General features: G+C 65.5%; 13 protein-coding genes and 4 riboswitches. Of the genes, 2 read left to right on the top strand and 11 right to left on the bottom strand.

The annotated features are described in order from the left end of the window. Positions 1-44 precede the first annotated feature (44 nt). Positions 45-1,220, top strand: coding sequence for a hypothetical protein (locus tag FHX47_RS08475; protein WP_183358509.1), 1,176 nt, complete (start codon positions 45-47; stop codon positions 1,218-1,220). 173 nt (positions 1,221-1,393) lie between these two features. Here the strand turns inward: FHX47_RS08475 and FHX47_RS08470 are convergent, their stop codons facing one another. The 11 genes from FHX47_RS08470 to FHX47_RS08420 form a co-directional block, all read right to left on the bottom strand. Further along, positions 1,394-2,800, bottom strand: coding sequence for an LLM class flavin-dependent oxidoreductase (locus FHX47_RS08470; protein WP_183358508.1), 1,407 nt, complete (start codon positions 2,798-2,800; stop codon positions 1,394-1,396). A gap of 54 nt (positions 2,801-2,854) precedes the next feature. Continuing rightward, positions 2,855-3,754, bottom strand: a complete 900-nt coding sequence (locus tag FHX47_RS08465) for a carbohydrate ABC transporter permease (RefSeq protein WP_183358507.1) — start codon at positions 3,752-3,754, stop codon at positions 2,855-2,857. Continuing rightward, positions 3,747-4,571: a carbohydrate ABC transporter permease gene (locus FHX47_RS08460; RefSeq protein ID WP_343064347.1), complete on the bottom strand. Its 825-nt coding sequence runs from the start codon at positions 4,569-4,571 to the stop codon at positions 3,747-3,749. Before FHX47_RS08460 ends, FHX47_RS08465 begins: the two co-directional genes overlap by 8 nt. A 142-nt stretch (positions 4,572-4,713) precedes the next feature. Beyond that, a complete protein-coding gene (locus FHX47_RS08455) occupies positions 4,714-6,072 on the bottom strand; it encodes an ABC transporter substrate-binding protein (protein ID WP_246328124.1) in 1,359 nt (452 codons plus the stop codon). Between the two features lie 6 nt (positions 6,073-6,078). Then, positions 6,079-6,163: riboswitch (SAM riboswitch) on the bottom strand. A 103-nt stretch (positions 6,164-6,266) separates the two neighbouring features. Then, complete coding sequence (locus FHX47_RS08450) at positions 6,267-7,703, bottom strand: NtaA/DmoA family FMN-dependent monooxygenase (protein WP_183358505.1); 1,437 nt, start codon at positions 7,701-7,703, stop codon at positions 6,267-6,269. 37 nt (positions 7,704-7,740) lie between these two features. Continuing rightward, positions 7,741-8,811 (bottom strand): aldo/keto reductase, encoded by a 1,071-nt coding sequence (locus tag FHX47_RS08445; protein ID WP_183358504.1) that lies wholly within the window; start codon positions 8,809-8,811, stop codon positions 7,741-7,743. Positions 8,812-8,826: 15 nt separating this feature from the next. Then, on the bottom strand, positions 8,827-10,059 hold the full coding sequence (locus FHX47_RS08440; protein WP_183358503.1) for an acyl-CoA dehydrogenase family protein: 1,233 nt from the start codon (positions 10,057-10,059) through the stop codon (positions 8,827-8,829). 32 nt (positions 10,060-10,091) lie between these two features. Continuing rightward, positions 10,092-11,306, bottom strand: coding sequence for an acyl-CoA dehydrogenase family protein (locus FHX47_RS08435; RefSeq protein ID WP_183358502.1), 1,215 nt, complete (start codon positions 11,304-11,306; stop codon positions 10,092-10,094). A 6-nt stretch (positions 11,307-11,312) separates the two neighbouring features. Continuing rightward, a riboswitch (SAM riboswitch) is annotated at positions 11,313-11,419 on the bottom strand. Positions 11,420-11,428: 9 nt separating this feature from the next. Further along, a complete protein-coding gene (locus FHX47_RS08430) occupies positions 11,429-12,250 on the bottom strand; it encodes an ABC transporter permease (RefSeq protein ID WP_183358501.1) in 822 nt (273 codons plus the stop codon). Then, positions 12,250-13,308 carry an aliphatic sulfonate ABC transporter substrate-binding protein gene (locus FHX47_RS08425; RefSeq protein ID WP_183358500.1) on the bottom strand — a complete coding sequence of 353 codons (1,059 nt, stop codon included), beginning with the start codon at positions 13,306-13,308 and terminating at the stop codon, positions 12,250-12,252. Before FHX47_RS08425 ends, FHX47_RS08430 begins: the two co-directional genes overlap by 1 nt. Before the next feature lie 69 nt (positions 13,309-13,377). Next, positions 13,378-14,220 (bottom strand): ABC transporter ATP-binding protein, encoded by an 843-nt coding sequence (locus FHX47_RS08420; RefSeq protein WP_183358499.1) that lies wholly within the window; start codon positions 14,218-14,220, stop codon positions 13,378-13,380. Positions 14,221-14,229: 9 nt separating this feature from the next. Beyond that, a riboswitch (SAM riboswitch) is annotated at positions 14,230-14,317 on the bottom strand. Positions 14,318-14,667: 350 nt separating this feature from the next. Next, a riboswitch (SAM riboswitch) is annotated at positions 14,668-14,755 on the top strand. 9 nt (positions 14,756-14,764) lie between these two features. Between FHX47_RS08420 and FHX47_RS08415 the strand changes: the two genes are divergently transcribed. After that, positions 14,765-15,280 carry a flavin reductase family protein gene (locus FHX47_RS08415; RefSeq protein WP_183358498.1) on the top strand — a complete coding sequence of 172 codons (516 nt, stop codon included), beginning with the start codon at positions 14,765-14,767 and terminating at the stop codon, positions 15,278-15,280. The last annotated feature ends 23 nt before the right edge of the window (positions 15,281-15,303 follow it).

Below are 15,303 nucleotides of genomic sequence, written 5' to 3'. Positions count from 1 at the left end.
GCTGCTGCCGTGCTGACCTCCTGATCTGCTATATCCTGATCCCCATGTCCGCCACCTACTTCCCCGCCGCCGGAAAGGAGCCCAGACCAGGTTCCCAGGCCGATGAATCTGACGCCGGGCCGCCTCCGCCGCCCCCGGTCGGGCAGCCGCAGCCGCATGTGAGTCTGGAGGAGGGCGCCTCGGCCACCGAACGGTTCATCGCCGAGCACGTGGTGCCTCAGCACCAGCAGCTGCGCCGGTGGAGCTCCACGTTGGCCCACGAGAAGCTGCTGCAGCGCGCCGCCCAGCGCAAGCGGATCACGATTAAGAAGATCACCGACTCCAATCAGCTGTTCTTCCTCTCCGGCGTCGTCGTCGGGGGCATGGACGGGGTGATCACCTCGCTGGTGTCCCACCAGGCGCGACGCGTCTCGCGCTCCAAGGCAGCGACCAAACGGTATCTCGCCGCTGCGGAGGTTCCCACTCCCAAGGGCCGGGCACTGTCGCCGACGAACTACTCGCGGGCGGTGAAGTACATGAGGCTGCTGGGCAAGCCGGTCACTGTGAAGCCCTCCTCGGGCCGGACGGCCAAGGGCATCACCATCAACGTCACCGGCGAATCCCAGCTGCGCGCCGCATGGCAGGAGGCGATGGCGGCCCGACCGGTCACCCTGGAGTCGCGGTATCTGATCCTGATGGAGCAGTACGTGCCCGGACTTGATGTGCGAGCCTACGTGGTCGGTTCCCGGGTGGTCGGCGCCGTCGCCCGGCTGCCGTTCTATGTGGTCGGCGACGGCATCACCTCAGTGGGGCAGCTCGCCGATGATGAAATCGCCCGCCGCAGCCCCAATGAGTACCTCAAGCCCCGCCAGCCGGAGGTCACCGACGCCTTCTTGGAGCCGATGGGGCTCACCCGGCTCTCGGTGCTGCCGGAGGGGAGGCTGCAGTTCCTCACCCCGGTCGCCGACACCGCCCGCGGCGGCGGAATCGCCGTGGACGTGCTGGACCTTCTGGGTGAGGAGCTGGAGGACCTCGCCGTTGATGGGCTCTGGGCGATCCCGGGCCTGGGTGCGGCTGCGGTGGACCTGGTGGTTCCCCAGCTGGGCACCGCCGAGGGCGCGGTGGTGCTGGAGGTCAGCGCCTACGCGAACATCATGCAGTTCCACTACCCCAGCTACGGCGAGCCGCGGAAGGTCAACGATGCGGTGCTCGAGGAAGTCCTCGAACGCGCCTCCCGGTAGACCCAGCCCGCTTCGCAACGCCGGGCGGGGAACCAGCCCCGCACACCATCGGTTGATGGATTTTCGGCGCTCCGAGCGACATTTCGACGCCATTCCACCAATAATCCATCAATTGGCACGCGATGAGGTAGCTGCCCGCAGCAGCCGCCGCCGACCCTTTCCCGGGGTGCCGCTCAGCGACGGCGCAGCTGGAACTGTGCCCCGTGGTGCTCGGCGGGCAGGTGGTCGCCGGCGCCGAAGAGCTTGTGCCGCAGTGTGCCCGAGGTGTACTCGGTCTTGTAGCGGCCCAGCTTCTGCAGCTCGGGGACCACGTAGTCGACGATGTCCTCAAAGGTTCCCGGGGTGATGTGGTAGGCCAGGTTGAACCCGTCCACGTCGGTCTCGTCCTGCCATTCGGCCAGCTGGGCGGCAGCGCTGGGCCCGTCGCCGACGATCACCGGGCCGAAGCCGCCGACGCCGACCCACTCGGCCAGCTGCCGCACCGTCCAGACTTCGTCCTCGCGTCCGGAGGCCTTCTTGAAGGTCTCCACTGTGGACTGGATCGCGTTGGACTCCACGTCGCCGATGGGCTCGTCCAGCTCGAACTGGCTGAGGTCGATGCCCATCCACCCGGACATCAGCACCAGGGAGCCCTCGGGGTCCACGTACTGGGCGAGGTCGTCGTACTTGGCTTGGGCGGCCTCGTCGCTGGGCCCGGTGACCACGGTCTGCATCGCGAAGATCCGCACGCTGTAGGGGTCACGGCCGGCATCGGCGGTGGCCTGGCGGATGCGTCTGACCGATTCGGCCGCCAGCTCTTTGGTGGGCGGGTTGATGAACACCGCCTCGGCGTGCTTGCCGGCGAAGGCGCGGCCGCGGGTGGAGGCGCCGGCCTGGTAGATGACCGGGGTGCGCTGCGGGGAGGGTTCGACGACGCCGATGCCCGGAGTCTTGAAGTGCTCGCCGTGGTGATCGATCCGGTGAACCTTGGCTGGGTCGGTGAAGACCCCGGATTCCTTATCGGCGACGACGGCGTCGTCCTCCCAGGAGCCCTCCAGCAGCTTATAGACCACATCCAGGTACTCATCGGCGTGGTCGTAGCGCGCGTCGTGCTCCAGCTGGTCCTCCTGGCCCATGTTCTGCGCTGCCGAGGGCAGGTAGCCGGTCACCACGTTCCAGCCCACACGCCCGCCGGTGAGGTGGTCCAGGGTTCCCAGCCGGCGGGAGAACGGGTAGGGGTGTTCGTAGGCGGTGCCGGCGGTCAGGCCGAAGCCGAGGTGCTCGGTGACCGCGGCCATAGCGGCGACCAGCAGGAAAGGGTCCTGGACCGGGATCTGTGCCCCGGAGCGCAGTGCGGCCTCGGGCGAGTCCCCGAAGACGTCGTAGGGGCCAAGCACATCGGCGATGAACAGCCCGTCGAACAGCCCGCGCTCCAGGGTCTGGGCGAGGTCGGTCCAGTAGCTGATGGTGTTGTACTCCCGGGCGCGGTCCTCGGGGTGGCGCCAGAGGCCCGGCGACTGGTGCACCACGCAGTTCATGTCGAAGGCGTTGAACAGGATCTCGCGCTGGGCGGGTCCAGTGGTGGGGATATTTGGGGACATGGTGGTCTCCTTTCCTAGTGGAAACAACGGCGTCATCGCAACCGGCGGTGACTCTTACTTCACCGCGCCTGTGGTCAGACCTTCGACCAGCCACCGTTGCAGCAGCACCGCAATGGTGAAGATCGGGATCACAGCGATGAGCGAGGAAGCGGCCATACGTCCAAAATCCTGCACTCGTTCGCTGAGCATGCCGGCCAGCAGCACAGTGACCGTCTGGCTTTCCTCGCTCTGGGTGAGAAAAGTGGCGAAGAGGAACTCGTTGTAGTTCAGGATGGCGATAATGACGCCGACGGCGATCAGAGCGGGCACCAGCAGCGGCACGACGATCCGGCACAGCAGCTGCAGCTCATTGGCGCCGTCGATCCGACCCGACTCTTCGATGTCCACCGGGATACGCCGGATGAAACCGTCCAGCAGCCAGATGGCCACCGGCACGTTCATCAGCGCGTAGACCAGTGTCAGCCCGGTGAGCGTATTGCTCAGACCCACCATACGCAGCAGGGTCAGCAGCGGTACGATCGCCACGATCGGCGGCAGCAGCCAAGGACTCAGGATGAGTCCGCTCAGTGTCTTGCCGCCAGTGCGGTGCCGAGCGATAGTCCAGGCACCTGGGACCGCTAGCGCCAGGCTCAGCACCGCCCCGCCGAAGGCAGCGATCAGCGAATTCAGCACTCCGCGCGGCAACGGTGAGTTCCAGGCATCAGCCCAGTTCTGCCAAGCCGGGTCAGTGGGGACTAAGATTCCGGAGGCGATCTGTGCCTGCGTCATAACGGAAATGGAGACCAGATACAGCAGGGGAACCACCACGACGACGGCAGCGCCGAGCACCCAGCCACTGGCCAGCAGTGAGCCGGCTCGGCTGCGACGGCCCTGCCGGGTCAGCGTGCTGGGGCGGGGGGCCTTCGTTGCCGTGGCCGCAGGGATCGCCTGCTGATGGGTGAGCGTGTCAGTCATGACGGTGCCTCTTAGTGATCCAGAAGACGGGCAAGGTCACAATCGTGGCGACTACGGCCAGCAGCAGCGTGATCGAGGCGGCTGTGCCGACGTCGAAGTTCTGCAGCGCCGAACGCCAGATGAGATATGCCGGCACCTCAGTGGAGGATCCGGGCCCCCCGGCGGTCATCACATACACCAGGTCGAAGACTTTGAACGCCAGGATGAGCCGGATCAGGAAGGCTGCCGCGATTGTGCCGGCCACCATCGGAAGAGTGATGTGGCCGAAGAGCTGCAGCCCGTTGGCTCCGTCCAGCTGGGCGGCCTCCGTGATTTCCTGGTCCTGTCCCAGCAGCGCCGTGAACACCAGCAGCACCACCAGGGGAGTCCACTCCCAGACGTCGGCCAATGCGACGCCAAAGATGGCCCACGTGGTGTCGGAGAGGATCGCGTAGGTGCCAGAGCCGGGGCTGACGATCTTGATCAGCGTGTCGATCAGCCCGCCGGAGGGCGAGAAGATGAAGCTGAACAGGATCCCGACAACAACAGGCGGCACAATCATCGGCAGCAGCAGCACAGTGCGGATAATCACCCCGGACTTCAGAGATCGCCAGAGCGCCACTGCAGTGGCCGTGCCCAGCACAGTGCTGGCCAGGGCAACGCCGATTGCATACCCGGTGCCCAAGAGAAGAGAGTTCTGCACAGCAGCAGAGCCGATCGTGGCCCGGAGATTCTCTGTGCCGAGGAACTCTTGGAACGGCTGACCCAGACTGGAGCGGGTCAGAGACGCGGAGACGATGAACAGCAGCGGGTAGGCCGCCAGAACAAGCAGCACCACGACGGCGGGCGCGATGAATGCCCGGTGGTAGAGGCGGTCCCGCCGTCGTCGTCCACCCCGTATCCGCCTGGGCGGCCTCTGCTGCGCAGGCAGACGCAAGACACGTCCCGGTACCGACTCGGGCTGTTTGCGTTCGAGGGTGTCAGCCGCCAAGGAGCTGCTCCCACTCGGCTTGCACCGTGTCCAGGGCATCCTGGGCGGAGGACCGCTGTCCGGAGAGATAGGCGGCCAGTTCATCAGTAAGGATCTGCGCGGCCTCCGTGGCGTTCTGGCCGGTAGGCCAGGCCAATGCCCCGTTGAGCGTGGTGGAGTTGACCTCCTGGAGCTTGGGGAAGCTGGTGCCGTAGGTCTCGTCCTCCAGCGATGAGATGCGGTTGGGGTCGATTCCGGTGGGCGGCAGAGCGGTGAGCAGTTCGGCGTTGACCTCGGAGCTGGCGGCCCATTCGATAAACTCCCGGGCCAGGTGCGTCTGGTCGGTGTTGCCGGTCACAGTCCACGAGTAGCCCGCCACGAGGGAGGCGCGCGGCTCGTCGTCGGAGTTCTCTCGCGGCAGGTAGGTCACACCCCAGCTGTCGGTCACCTCGGAGCCGCTAGCCGGGGCCTGAGAGCGCACGCCCAGGTCTGTCCAGTTCTCGATGAATGCCACGTTGCCGGCGAACCAGGCGGAGTTTCCCGCTCCAAAGTCGGTCTCGGCGGGAGTGGGCAGCGCGTCGTCCCAGACTTCTTCCAGCGCCTCCAGGGAGGCCACAGCCTCCTCGGAGTTGATGACCGGCTGACCGTCTTCGTTGAGGAAATCGCCGCCGAATCCGGCCAGACGGTTTGCGAAGCTGGCGCCGAGGATCACCGGGGACTGCTGCCCGAAGACCGCGGCTCCATAGACTCCGTCTGCTGATTCGTTCTCTGTGATGGTCTGCACCTGTTCGGCGTACTCGTCCCAGGTGGTCGGAGGTTCGTCGAAGCCGTTGCGCTCCAGAATCTCGGTGTTGTAGAACAGCGCGTGTATGTCGCCGTCGAAGGGGAGCCCGTAGATCTCATCGTCCACATGCGAGTAGGGCTCCCAGATACTGGGGATGAAGTCGTCCACGTCGATGTTCTCGCTGCTTTCGACCAGTTCGGTGATCGGCTGGATGCTGCCGTCGGCGGCAAGGTCCCCCAGGGAGACATACCAGGGGGCGGCAACGTCGTAGACGTTGGCGCCGGACTGCTGGTCTAGGCTCAGCTGGGAGGCAATCTCGTCATAGGGGACGGTGGTGATGGTGACCTCCACCCCGGTCTCAGCCTCGAACCGCTCGGAGAGCCATTCGCCGGCTCCCTCATGGGAGACGTTCATCAGCAGCTCGAGGCTTTCGCCCTCATAGTCACCGGCGAAAGCGTCACCTTCGGTGCTGTCTGCCGCTGCGGAGCCGCAGGATGTGGCGAGCAGGGTGACGACCGCGGCGGCGGAGGTGATCTGGATGCCCATCGATCGCCGGTTGTGGTGGGCAGGAGGCGGGGTGTTCATAGGTTTCTCCCATCGATTCTGGCGGTAGCACCCGGCGCTCGGGTTGCCGCGGCGTCGGTGAGCCAGATCTCTCGGCCGCTCGGGATGGATAGGTGCTTCTGGCGGTATTCGGTTGTCATTGGTCGTTCGAGGTTCTGCTTGGGCAGGACAGCTGCGAGGAGGTTCCTCGATTGCCTAGTGAGGTTCGTGAGAGTTCAGTGGGAGTGCAGCAGCTCCTTTGGCGTCTCTGTGGCGGCGGCGCTGTACTGGGTGAAGGCGTCACGGTGGGTGGCGGCCGGGTGGCTGGCCGGCAGCCGGTCTTCGCCGGTGAGCGACCCGCGCAGAGTTCCGGGGGCTGCATCCTGGGGGTGACGGGCCAAACCGCGGGCGCGCAGCACTGGCAGCACGTGGTCGATGAACTCGACGTAGCTGCCCGGAAGGGTGGAGTTGATGACGTTGACGCCGTCGATTCCGGCCGCCTGCCACGCCTCCAACTCATCGGCGATCTGTTCCGGGGTGCCGACCACGCGGGTGGACTGGGCCCGGAAGCGCGCTAAATCCCGCAGTGTGACCTTGCCGTTGGGTGCCATCTTCTTGATCTCGGCCAAGTGGCCCTGCGCCCCCTCGGTGTGCTCCAGGTCCTCCAGCGGTGTATCGATAGGCAGGTAGCCTACGTCCACTCCCAGCGAGCCGGCTGTGTGGGCGATCAGTGCATGGTCGTCGATGGAAGTATCCAGATCTTCGGCCTTGGCGCGGGCCTCAGTCTCCGTGGAGCCGATGACGAAGGAGAGCCCCTGGATGAACGCCAAATCCTCCGGGCGGCGCCCGAATTTTTTGGTGCGTTCCTTGACGTCAGCGGCGTGCGCGGCGGCGATCTCTCGGTTCGGCGCCATCGAGAAGGTGGCCTCCGCGTGGGCCGCAGCCACGTCGCGGCCGCGGTCAGAGGAGCCGGCCTGGAAGAGATAGGGGGTGCGCTGAGGCGAGGGGGAGGACAGATGTGGACCCTCCACGCGGTAGCGGTCGCCGTCGTGATGGATTTTCGAGACACCCGCCGGATCCGCGTGCAGCCCGCCGCCGCGCTCGTCCTCATGGGTTTTGTCCACTCTCAGCGCCTGGTCGCTCCAGGAGCCCTCCCACAGTTTGTAGCAGACCTCCAGGTATTCCTCTGCCCAGGAGTAGCGCTCAGAGTGGCGGGCCAGTTCATCGGCACCATAGTTGCGGTGGGCGTTCTCCTGAGCCGTGGTGACGACGTTCCAACCCACGCGACCCCCGGAGAGGTGGTCCAGAGTAGAGAGCTGGCGGGCGAAGGTGAAGGGATGAGCCTGAACCACAGATGAGGTCAGAGCCAGCCCGATCCGGTCGGTGACGGCGGCCAGGGCGGAGATGAGCACCAGCGGGTCGTTGGAGGGGATCTGCAGACCTTTGCGGACATGGGAGGCCCAGCCGCCCTCGTGATCGCCGTAGAGACCCACCACATCAGCGAAGAAAGCGATGTCGAAGCCTTCGTTCTCCAACGTCTTCACCAGTGATACCCAGTGCGGCAGCTGGTTGAAACGGTGCTGCTGGGCCTCGTCACGACGCCAGGCACCACCGATGATGTGGCTGGTGGTGTTCATCAGAAAGGCCGACAGTATCAGGGGTTTGGGCGGCATGTGCAGGTATTCTCCGGTGAGCTCGGTGTCGGGTGGTCTAGAGATCGGATGAGACGGACCAGATGTTGATACCGGATTCACCTCGGGTGATCTGGTCAATCTCAGTCAGTTCCTCAGCGGTGAATGAGGTGTTGGTGACCGCGGCGAGGTTCTCATCCAGCTGGGCAGTCGACGATGCGCCCATCAGCACTGAGGTGGCCCCGCCATCGCGCAGCAGCCAGGCGATAGCCAGCTGTGCCAGGCTCTGGTCTCGACGGTCGGCGACTTCGTTGAGCTGCCGCAGCCGGGACAGATTCTCATCGCTGAGGTGGCGGTTCAGCAGAGAACTGCGTTTACCCGAGGGCCTGGCGTCGGGGTCATCGAGGTACTTACTGGTCAGCAGTCCCTGGGCCAACGGTGTAAAGGCGATCGATCCCATACCGGTGTCAGACAGAGTCTCCAGCAGCCCGTCTTCGACCCACCGGTTCAGCAGCGAGTAGGCCGGCTGGTGAATCACCAGCGGCGTGCCCAGCGAGTCGGCGATCTGCTTGGCGTCGCGGGTGCGCTCGGCCGAGTAGGAAGAGATGCCGGCATACAGCGCCTTACCGGAGCGCACTGCAGTGTCCAGGGCCCCGATCGTCTCTTCCAACGGTGTCTCTGGGTCCACTCGGTGAGAGTAGAAGATGTCGACGTAGTCGGTTCCCAGCCGTTTCAGGGACTCATCCAAGCTGGCCAGCAAGTACTTGCGCGAACCGTAGTTTCCATAGGGGCCGCGCCAGTGGTCCCACCCTGCTTTTGAAGAGATGATCAGCTCATTGCGGTACGGAGCCAGGTCCTTGGCGAGCGCTCGGCCGAAGTTCTCCTCGGCCGCACCTGCAGGCGGGCCGTAGTTGTTCGCAAGGTCGAAATGGGTGATTCCAGTGTCGAACGCATGCCGAATAATGGTGCGCTGATCGGCAAACGGGGTCGCGTCACCGAAGTTCCACCACAGTCCCAAGGAAATGGGCGGCAGCACGAGTCCGCTGAACCCGACCCGTCGATAGGTGAAGTTCGAGTAGCGAGAGTCCGCTGCCGCGTAGGGGGTGTGCGTCTCGGAGCCCCAAGCGGAGGCGTCGACGGAGAAGCTCATGATTCGGGTCCTTTCTCAGGTGTAGAGGGAGAGCGGCTGCAGCTCGCCGTTGAGGTAGTGGGCTCCGACCTCCAACTTCTTGTAATCGACCGGGTCGTGGAGCGAGTGGGTTCGAATATTGCGCCAGTACAGGTCGAAGCCGTGCTTGGAGGCGGTCGAGGAGGTGCCGGTGGCTTCAAAGATCTGATGAGTCAGCTGGGTGGCCACATCGGAGGAGATGACTTTCAGCTCGGCGATCTCGACAGCCAGTTCGCCGCGGACCTCAGCTGTGACATCGTGACCAAGGGTCAGTACGTGTTCGAAGTTGCGGTTGACCTTCTCCGCCAGCGCGGCAACGGCGGCGGTACGGGCTTTGAAGTCCCCCACCAGGCGCTGCACGAATGGATCATGGCGATACTTCTCCGCCGGAGAGAGGAACCAGGCGTTCGGCCGAGCATTGATCAGATCCCGAGCCTTGGCCAGTGCCCCCTCGGCGATGCCCAGGTACAGGTTGCCGAAGGCCAGCTGAATTCCGGCGGTCACCAGCGTGGAGTAGGGCTCATCGATCAGGTGGCCCAGCACATCCTCGCAGCCGACTTGCACATCGCGATACACCACGGAGTTCGAGGAAGAGAGCCGCTGACCGAGAAAGTCCCAATCGTCGAGGTACTCCACACCGTCGCGGTTCTCATCAAGCACGAAGGCGAGGATCTTCCCTTCGTCCTCACCAGCTGTGATGCGGGCATTGACCAGCAGTGCGTCTCCCACGGCGGAGCCGGTGGAGTACCGTTTGCGACCGTTGAGCACCCAACCATGCTCATTGGGGACCAGCGTCAGGTCTGGGTCAGTGGGGTTGACCGAATCCCCCCAGATCCACCGTCCGGAAACGGTGGCGTCAAACCATCGGCGCCGGTCTGCCTCCTCGGGAATGGTGAAGACGATGTTGCCCTCATTGATGTAGTGGTAAGCCAACAGCTGGGCGATGGAGGCATCGGCACTGGCGATAATGCGCACTGCGGCCAAAGCGGAGGCCCAATGACCGCCACCTCCTCCGTGCAGTTTCGGTACTAGCAGGGTGACCAATCCGGAGTCTTTGAGCAGCTGCGCCTCTGCGAAGGGAGTCTCATTGGCCCGGTCGCGAGCCACAGCGTCAGCGCCCAGCTGGTCGGCGACCTGTTGGGCGATACCGGACCAGTGGGCGAGTTCCGCGGGGCTGGCTCCATCCTCCCAGTGCGAGCGGGGTGCCGCTTCAGTTGTGGTCTGTGTCATCTCGTGTGTCCTTCTCAGAGTTCTGGGGTGGTTCAGCTGGTGGCAGCGGAGAGCTCCGGCTCGGGCACTCCTACACTCCACAGCCGCACCGGCGCAGTGCCGTTGACCCGGTGGTCGCCGGCAATGCGGGCCTTGTACACCCACGGGTTGTGGCTGGTGACAGTGCGCGCGTTGCGCCAGTGCCGATCCAGCCCACGTCCGGCGTCTACGCCGGAGGCGCCCAGTGCGTCAAAGGTTCTCGATACTGCTTCCAGCACCGGTCGGTGCAGAGCCACTTGAGCGCGTCCGGTGGCCAGTTCTGCGGCTTCGGCAGCCTGCAGCTGTCCGGCGGGGTCCGCGTGACGTGCGGCGAAGGCGGTGTCCAAAGTTCGGGCGGTCTCCAGCACCTGGGCGCGGGCTAGAGCGGCCACGGCGTCGACTTCCCCTACTGCCTGCAGCAGCTGGGGGTCCGTACTCGGCTGCACAGTGTTGGCGTGGCTGTAGGTGCGGCTGCGCGTGGACAGTGCCGCAGCGATCTCACCGGCGGCGGCCTCGACGATGCCGGTCAGCACAACCAACAGCACATGCTGGTAGAGCGCGGTCTGGTAGGGGAACCGGTCAGTGAGCAGCCGAGACTCGTAATCGGCCACAGCCGCATCGGTCAACGTGGTGGTGCCTGAACCCGTGGTGCGCTGACCGAACCCGCTCCAGTCATCGGAGATCTGCACCCCAGCCTGGTCACCGGCGACGAGCACGGCCAGTTCGTTGCCCTGCTCATCGCGGGCGGTGACATCCAGCCAATCGGCAAAAATGGAACCGGTGGTGTAGTACTTGGTGCCGTTGACCACCAGTCCGTTCTCGGTGGAGGTCACCACGGTTCCGGAGCGCTGGTAGCCGCCGGTGCCCGGTTCAGTCCACGCGTTTCCGGCAAGCTGGCCGGCAGCCAGGCGATGCAGCCAGTGTTGGGCGGCGGCCTGGTCATCCGGGCGAAAGATCGCATCCTCCTGAATGGCCAGGTGCCCGCGCAGCGCCTGCACAATATTGCTGTCCTGAGCGGCGAGCTCCACGAGCACTTCGGTGGCCTCCACCCAGTTCAGTCCCAGGCCGCCATACTCTGTTGGCACTCGCAGCCTGCCGATTCCGGCCTCGACTAGAGAGCGGATCTCCTCATGCGGCAGGCTGCGCTCCAGTTCCCGGTTGAGCGCGTTCTCCCCGGCAGCGGTGATAGCGGTGAGCAGGGCCGCGGGTACGGCTGAGTTGTATACCATGTATTTTCTCCATCGTCTCTGGCGTTAGCACCTTGTCCCGCTGCAGGTTTGTCCTGTTCGGTTGGTTGCTGCGACGTCGTCGGGCCAGGTCCCTCAGTCGCTCTGGATGGTTGGTCGGTCAGTTACGCCCAGGTTTTGAGGGCTTTTCGTTCGAGCATGCCGAGCAGCGCGTCCGTGAGTTTGCCCAGCAGTGCGAGCATCACGATCGCCAGCAGCAGCCGGTCGGTGCGCCCATTGTTCTGGGATTCGGTCAGAAGGAATCCGAGGCCCTCGGAGGCGCCGAGCAGTTCGGAGGCGACCAGGAATAACCAGGCTTGGGCCAGGGCGAGGCGCAGTCCGGAGAAGACCGGGGGCACCACAGCGGGCAGCTGGACGGTTGTCAGCAGCCGGATACCGTGGAATCCGAAGGCTCGGCCGGCCTCGACCAGGTGCGGATCCACATGACGCAGGGCCGAGTGTATGGAGGTGAAGACTGGGAAGAAGGCGCCGATGGCGATCAGCAGGACTTTGCCGTCCTCACCCAGGCCGACCCAGAGCAGGATCAACGGCACCCAGGCCAGCGAGGGTACGGCCCGAAAGGCTCCTACAGTCGGGTTGAGCAGCCGGTCGGCGAGGCCAGACAGGCCCAGCAGCGAGCCCAGCAGCAGTCCGGCGGCGGACCCGGCAAGGAACCCCAGCAGCACCCGCTGCACGGAGATGCCCATATGCCCCCAGAGGTCTCCGGAGCTCATCAGCCCGAGGCCGGCCTCCAGGACCGCCTGCGGTGCGGGCAGCTGGGTCGCGGTGAAGACCCCGAACACGTCGGTGACCAGCCACCAGGCCAGCAGCACAGCCGCCGGGACGATCAGGCCCAGCAGCAGTTTGCCCCCGGGCAGTCCGGCAGGCTTCTTCCCCGTCGTCGGAGGCTGGGTTGGTGCCGCTGTGTCCTGGGCTGGGGCGCTCATTATTCCTCGTCCTGGTTGATGTTGGCCTCGTCGGCGGCGTCGTCGCTGCCTTCGGCGTCGGTGGCCTGCCGGTCTTCAGCGAATTCGGGGCGGAACAGCGACTCCATGGCCTCATCAACCGCCTCCTGGGAGTCGACGTCGCCGTTGTCCACAAAGATGGGCCCGGTGGGTTCGATCGAGGAGCGCAGCTGCTCGCCGGGGACCGGGTCGATGTCGAAGTCCACCCGTTCATCCAGCACCCGTTCGGCGACCTCAGTCTCCAGACCGGCGTAGTCGGCCAGAATGTCCACTGTCTCCTCGGGGTTCTCCTGCGCCCATTTGCGGGCCTGTTCGTAGACGTCGACGACGACCTGCGCGGTCTCCGGGTGGTTGTCCAGAAAGTCGCCGGTGGCGTTGATCACGCTGTAGGTGTTGAAGTCCACGTTGCGGTAGATCAGTTCGGCGCCGTCGAACTCGGCGCTGGCCATGATCGGGTCCAACCCGGCCCAGGCGTCGACCTCGCCGGTGGACAGGGCCTGTCGGCCGTCGGCGTGCTGCAGGTTCTGGACTTCGACGTCGTCCAGTGAGATCCCATGTTCATCCAGGGTGCGGGCAAAGAAGAAGAAGGGGTCGGTGGCCAAGGTGGCGGCCACGCTGGCGCCTTCGAGGTCTTCAGCTGACTCGATGCTGGAGTCCTCGCCCACCACCATCGCAGACCACTCCGGCTGAGATTCGATCAGGATTGTGTGGGTATCGGCCCCGACTGCACGGTTGAGCAGCGCGGCCGATCCGGCAGTGGAGCCGACGTCGATGTTGCCAGCACGTAGGTTCTCATTGGCCCGGTTGGAGCCATGCGACTGGGTCCACTCCACCTCGACGCCCTGATCTGCGAGCTCCTCTTCGAGCCATCCATTCTCCAGTATCACCAGGGACAGCGGGTTGTAGGTGGCGAAATCGATGTTCAGGGTCTCCAGCTCTTCACTGCCGGAGGCTGCACTGCAGGCGGTGCTGGCCACCAGGGCGGCAGCAGCCACAGTCGCCATTGCGGCAGTGGACTTCTTATGGGCGGCAAGGGACATAGGAGACCTTTCGTAGAGGGTGCGAGCGGATCGGGCAGGCCGGTAGGAACGCGGCTGCAGGATCCTGGGTCAGTGGGAGTCGACGCCGAGGCCGGCATAGAGCTGGCTGCGCAGTCGCACCAGCTCAGCCGAGCCGCGATCGCGGGGGCGTCGCCCTGGAATCGTGAGCAGCTGCTTGACCGTTGCCCCGGCCTGGGTCGAGGAGTCCTCGGCCCCCAGCAGCAGGATCCGGTCGGCCAGCTGAAGGGCTTCGTCGACGTCGTGGGTGACCAGCAGCACGGTGGTGCCGGTCTGGGCGTGGACCTCCAGCAGCAGGTCCTGCATCTTCAGCCGGGTCAGCGCGTCCAGGGCGCCGAAGGGTTCGTCCAGCAGCAGCACTCCGGGGCGGCGCGCCAGGGCACGGGCAAGGGATGTGCGCTGGGCCATGCCCCCGGAGATCTCGCGGGGGCGCAGCTCTGCCCGGTCGGCCAGACCGACCAGCTCCAGCAGCTCATCAACGCGGGCGGCGCCTGCGGCCCTGGACAGCTCGCGCGGCAGACCCAGCTCAATGTTCTTGCGCACAGAGCGCCACGGCAGCAGTCGGGGCTCCTGGAAGCCGACGGCAGTGCGCGGGTCATAGGCGGTCACCGGGTTGCCCCCGATTCTGATCTGTCCGGAGTTTCCGGTGTCCAGGCCCCCGACGGCGCGCAGCAGCGTGGACTTGCCGCAGCCGGATGCGCCGAGGATCGCCACGACCTCACCGGGGGTGACGTCGAAGCTGATATCGCGCAGCACGGGGGCCGCCTCGAATGCTCGGCCGACCGCGTCGAAGCTGACACTCAGCGACCGGGCCTCGAGCCTCGGGGCTGAAGCCTGCGGCTGCGGATCCTCAATTGCGGCGGTGGACCGCTCGAGGGTGGGCGCAGCTGACATGGTGAATCACTCCCATCGACTCTGGCGTTAGCACCTTGCCTCAGGCCGGTTGCTGCGACGTCGTCGGGCCAGATCCCTCAGTCGCTCTGGATGGTCAATCTAGGGTCAAGCTTATGCGGGTTTCGCCGCTGCGCGTCAAATCGCGGCTGCATCCACGTCACCCGGAGCAACATTGGCTGTGGCACCGACTGCGACGCAATGGGCCCGCACCTGCGCTGCGCGGTCCCACCCGCGCCACTCGCCCCGCGCCACTCGTCCCGCACAAGAGTCCCCGTCCCTGTTTCATCGGCGGCTCCTTAGGCGCGGCGGATGAAACACAGCCGGGGCTCTCCTCGCACGTGCTGCCGCCGGTGACGATCCGCAGTGTCTCTTGAGGTCTCGCGGCGAAGATCTCGCCATGTGACACGGATTTTGCTCACCGGCTGACCGGGCTTCTACAGTGGAGAGGTCCTATCCCGAGCGGCCGAGAGAACTGGCTCAGCGACGCCGCAGCAACCCGGATGCAGCCGGGTGCTACCGCCAGGATCGATGGGAGTCGTTTCGTATGAGCTTATCCCCCGCACCGGCCGCAGCAGTCACCGCCCTGGACCTCCGCCAGGCCTTCGCCCAGTTCCCCCAGGGGGTGGTGGCCATCGGTGCCGAGATCAACGGCGCCCCCGAAGCCTTGGTCGCCTCCACCTTCACCGCCGGCGTTTCACTGGATCCGCCGCTGGCGACGGTCGCGGTGCAGCACACCTCCAACACCTGGCCGCGGCTGCGCGAGGCGGCCTCCCACCTGGGGGTCTCGGTGATCGGCGCCGACCATGAGGGCCTGTGCCGTCAGATCGCATCGAAGGACCGCGCCAACCGTTTCACCGGCGTGGACTACAGCACCGACGACGACGGCGCCCTGACCCTGGGGGCCACTCCGATGTGGCTGAAGACCCGGATCTACAACCAGTTCACCGCCGGCGACCACGACGTCGTCGTCCTGGAGATTCTGGACCTGGGGGCTGACCAGACCAAACCCGGCCTGGTTTTCCACAACAGCACCTTCAAGCGGCTGCCGATCCTGGACTGACCCCAGAAACCTCACAATCCGCA

The sequence above is a fragment of the Garicola koreensis genome (assembly GCF_014195445.1).
GTDB lineage: Bacteria > Actinomycetota > Actinomycetes > Actinomycetales > Micrococcaceae > Nesterenkonia > Nesterenkonia koreensis.
This window is presented reverse-complemented; position numbering and strand designations above follow the sequence as displayed.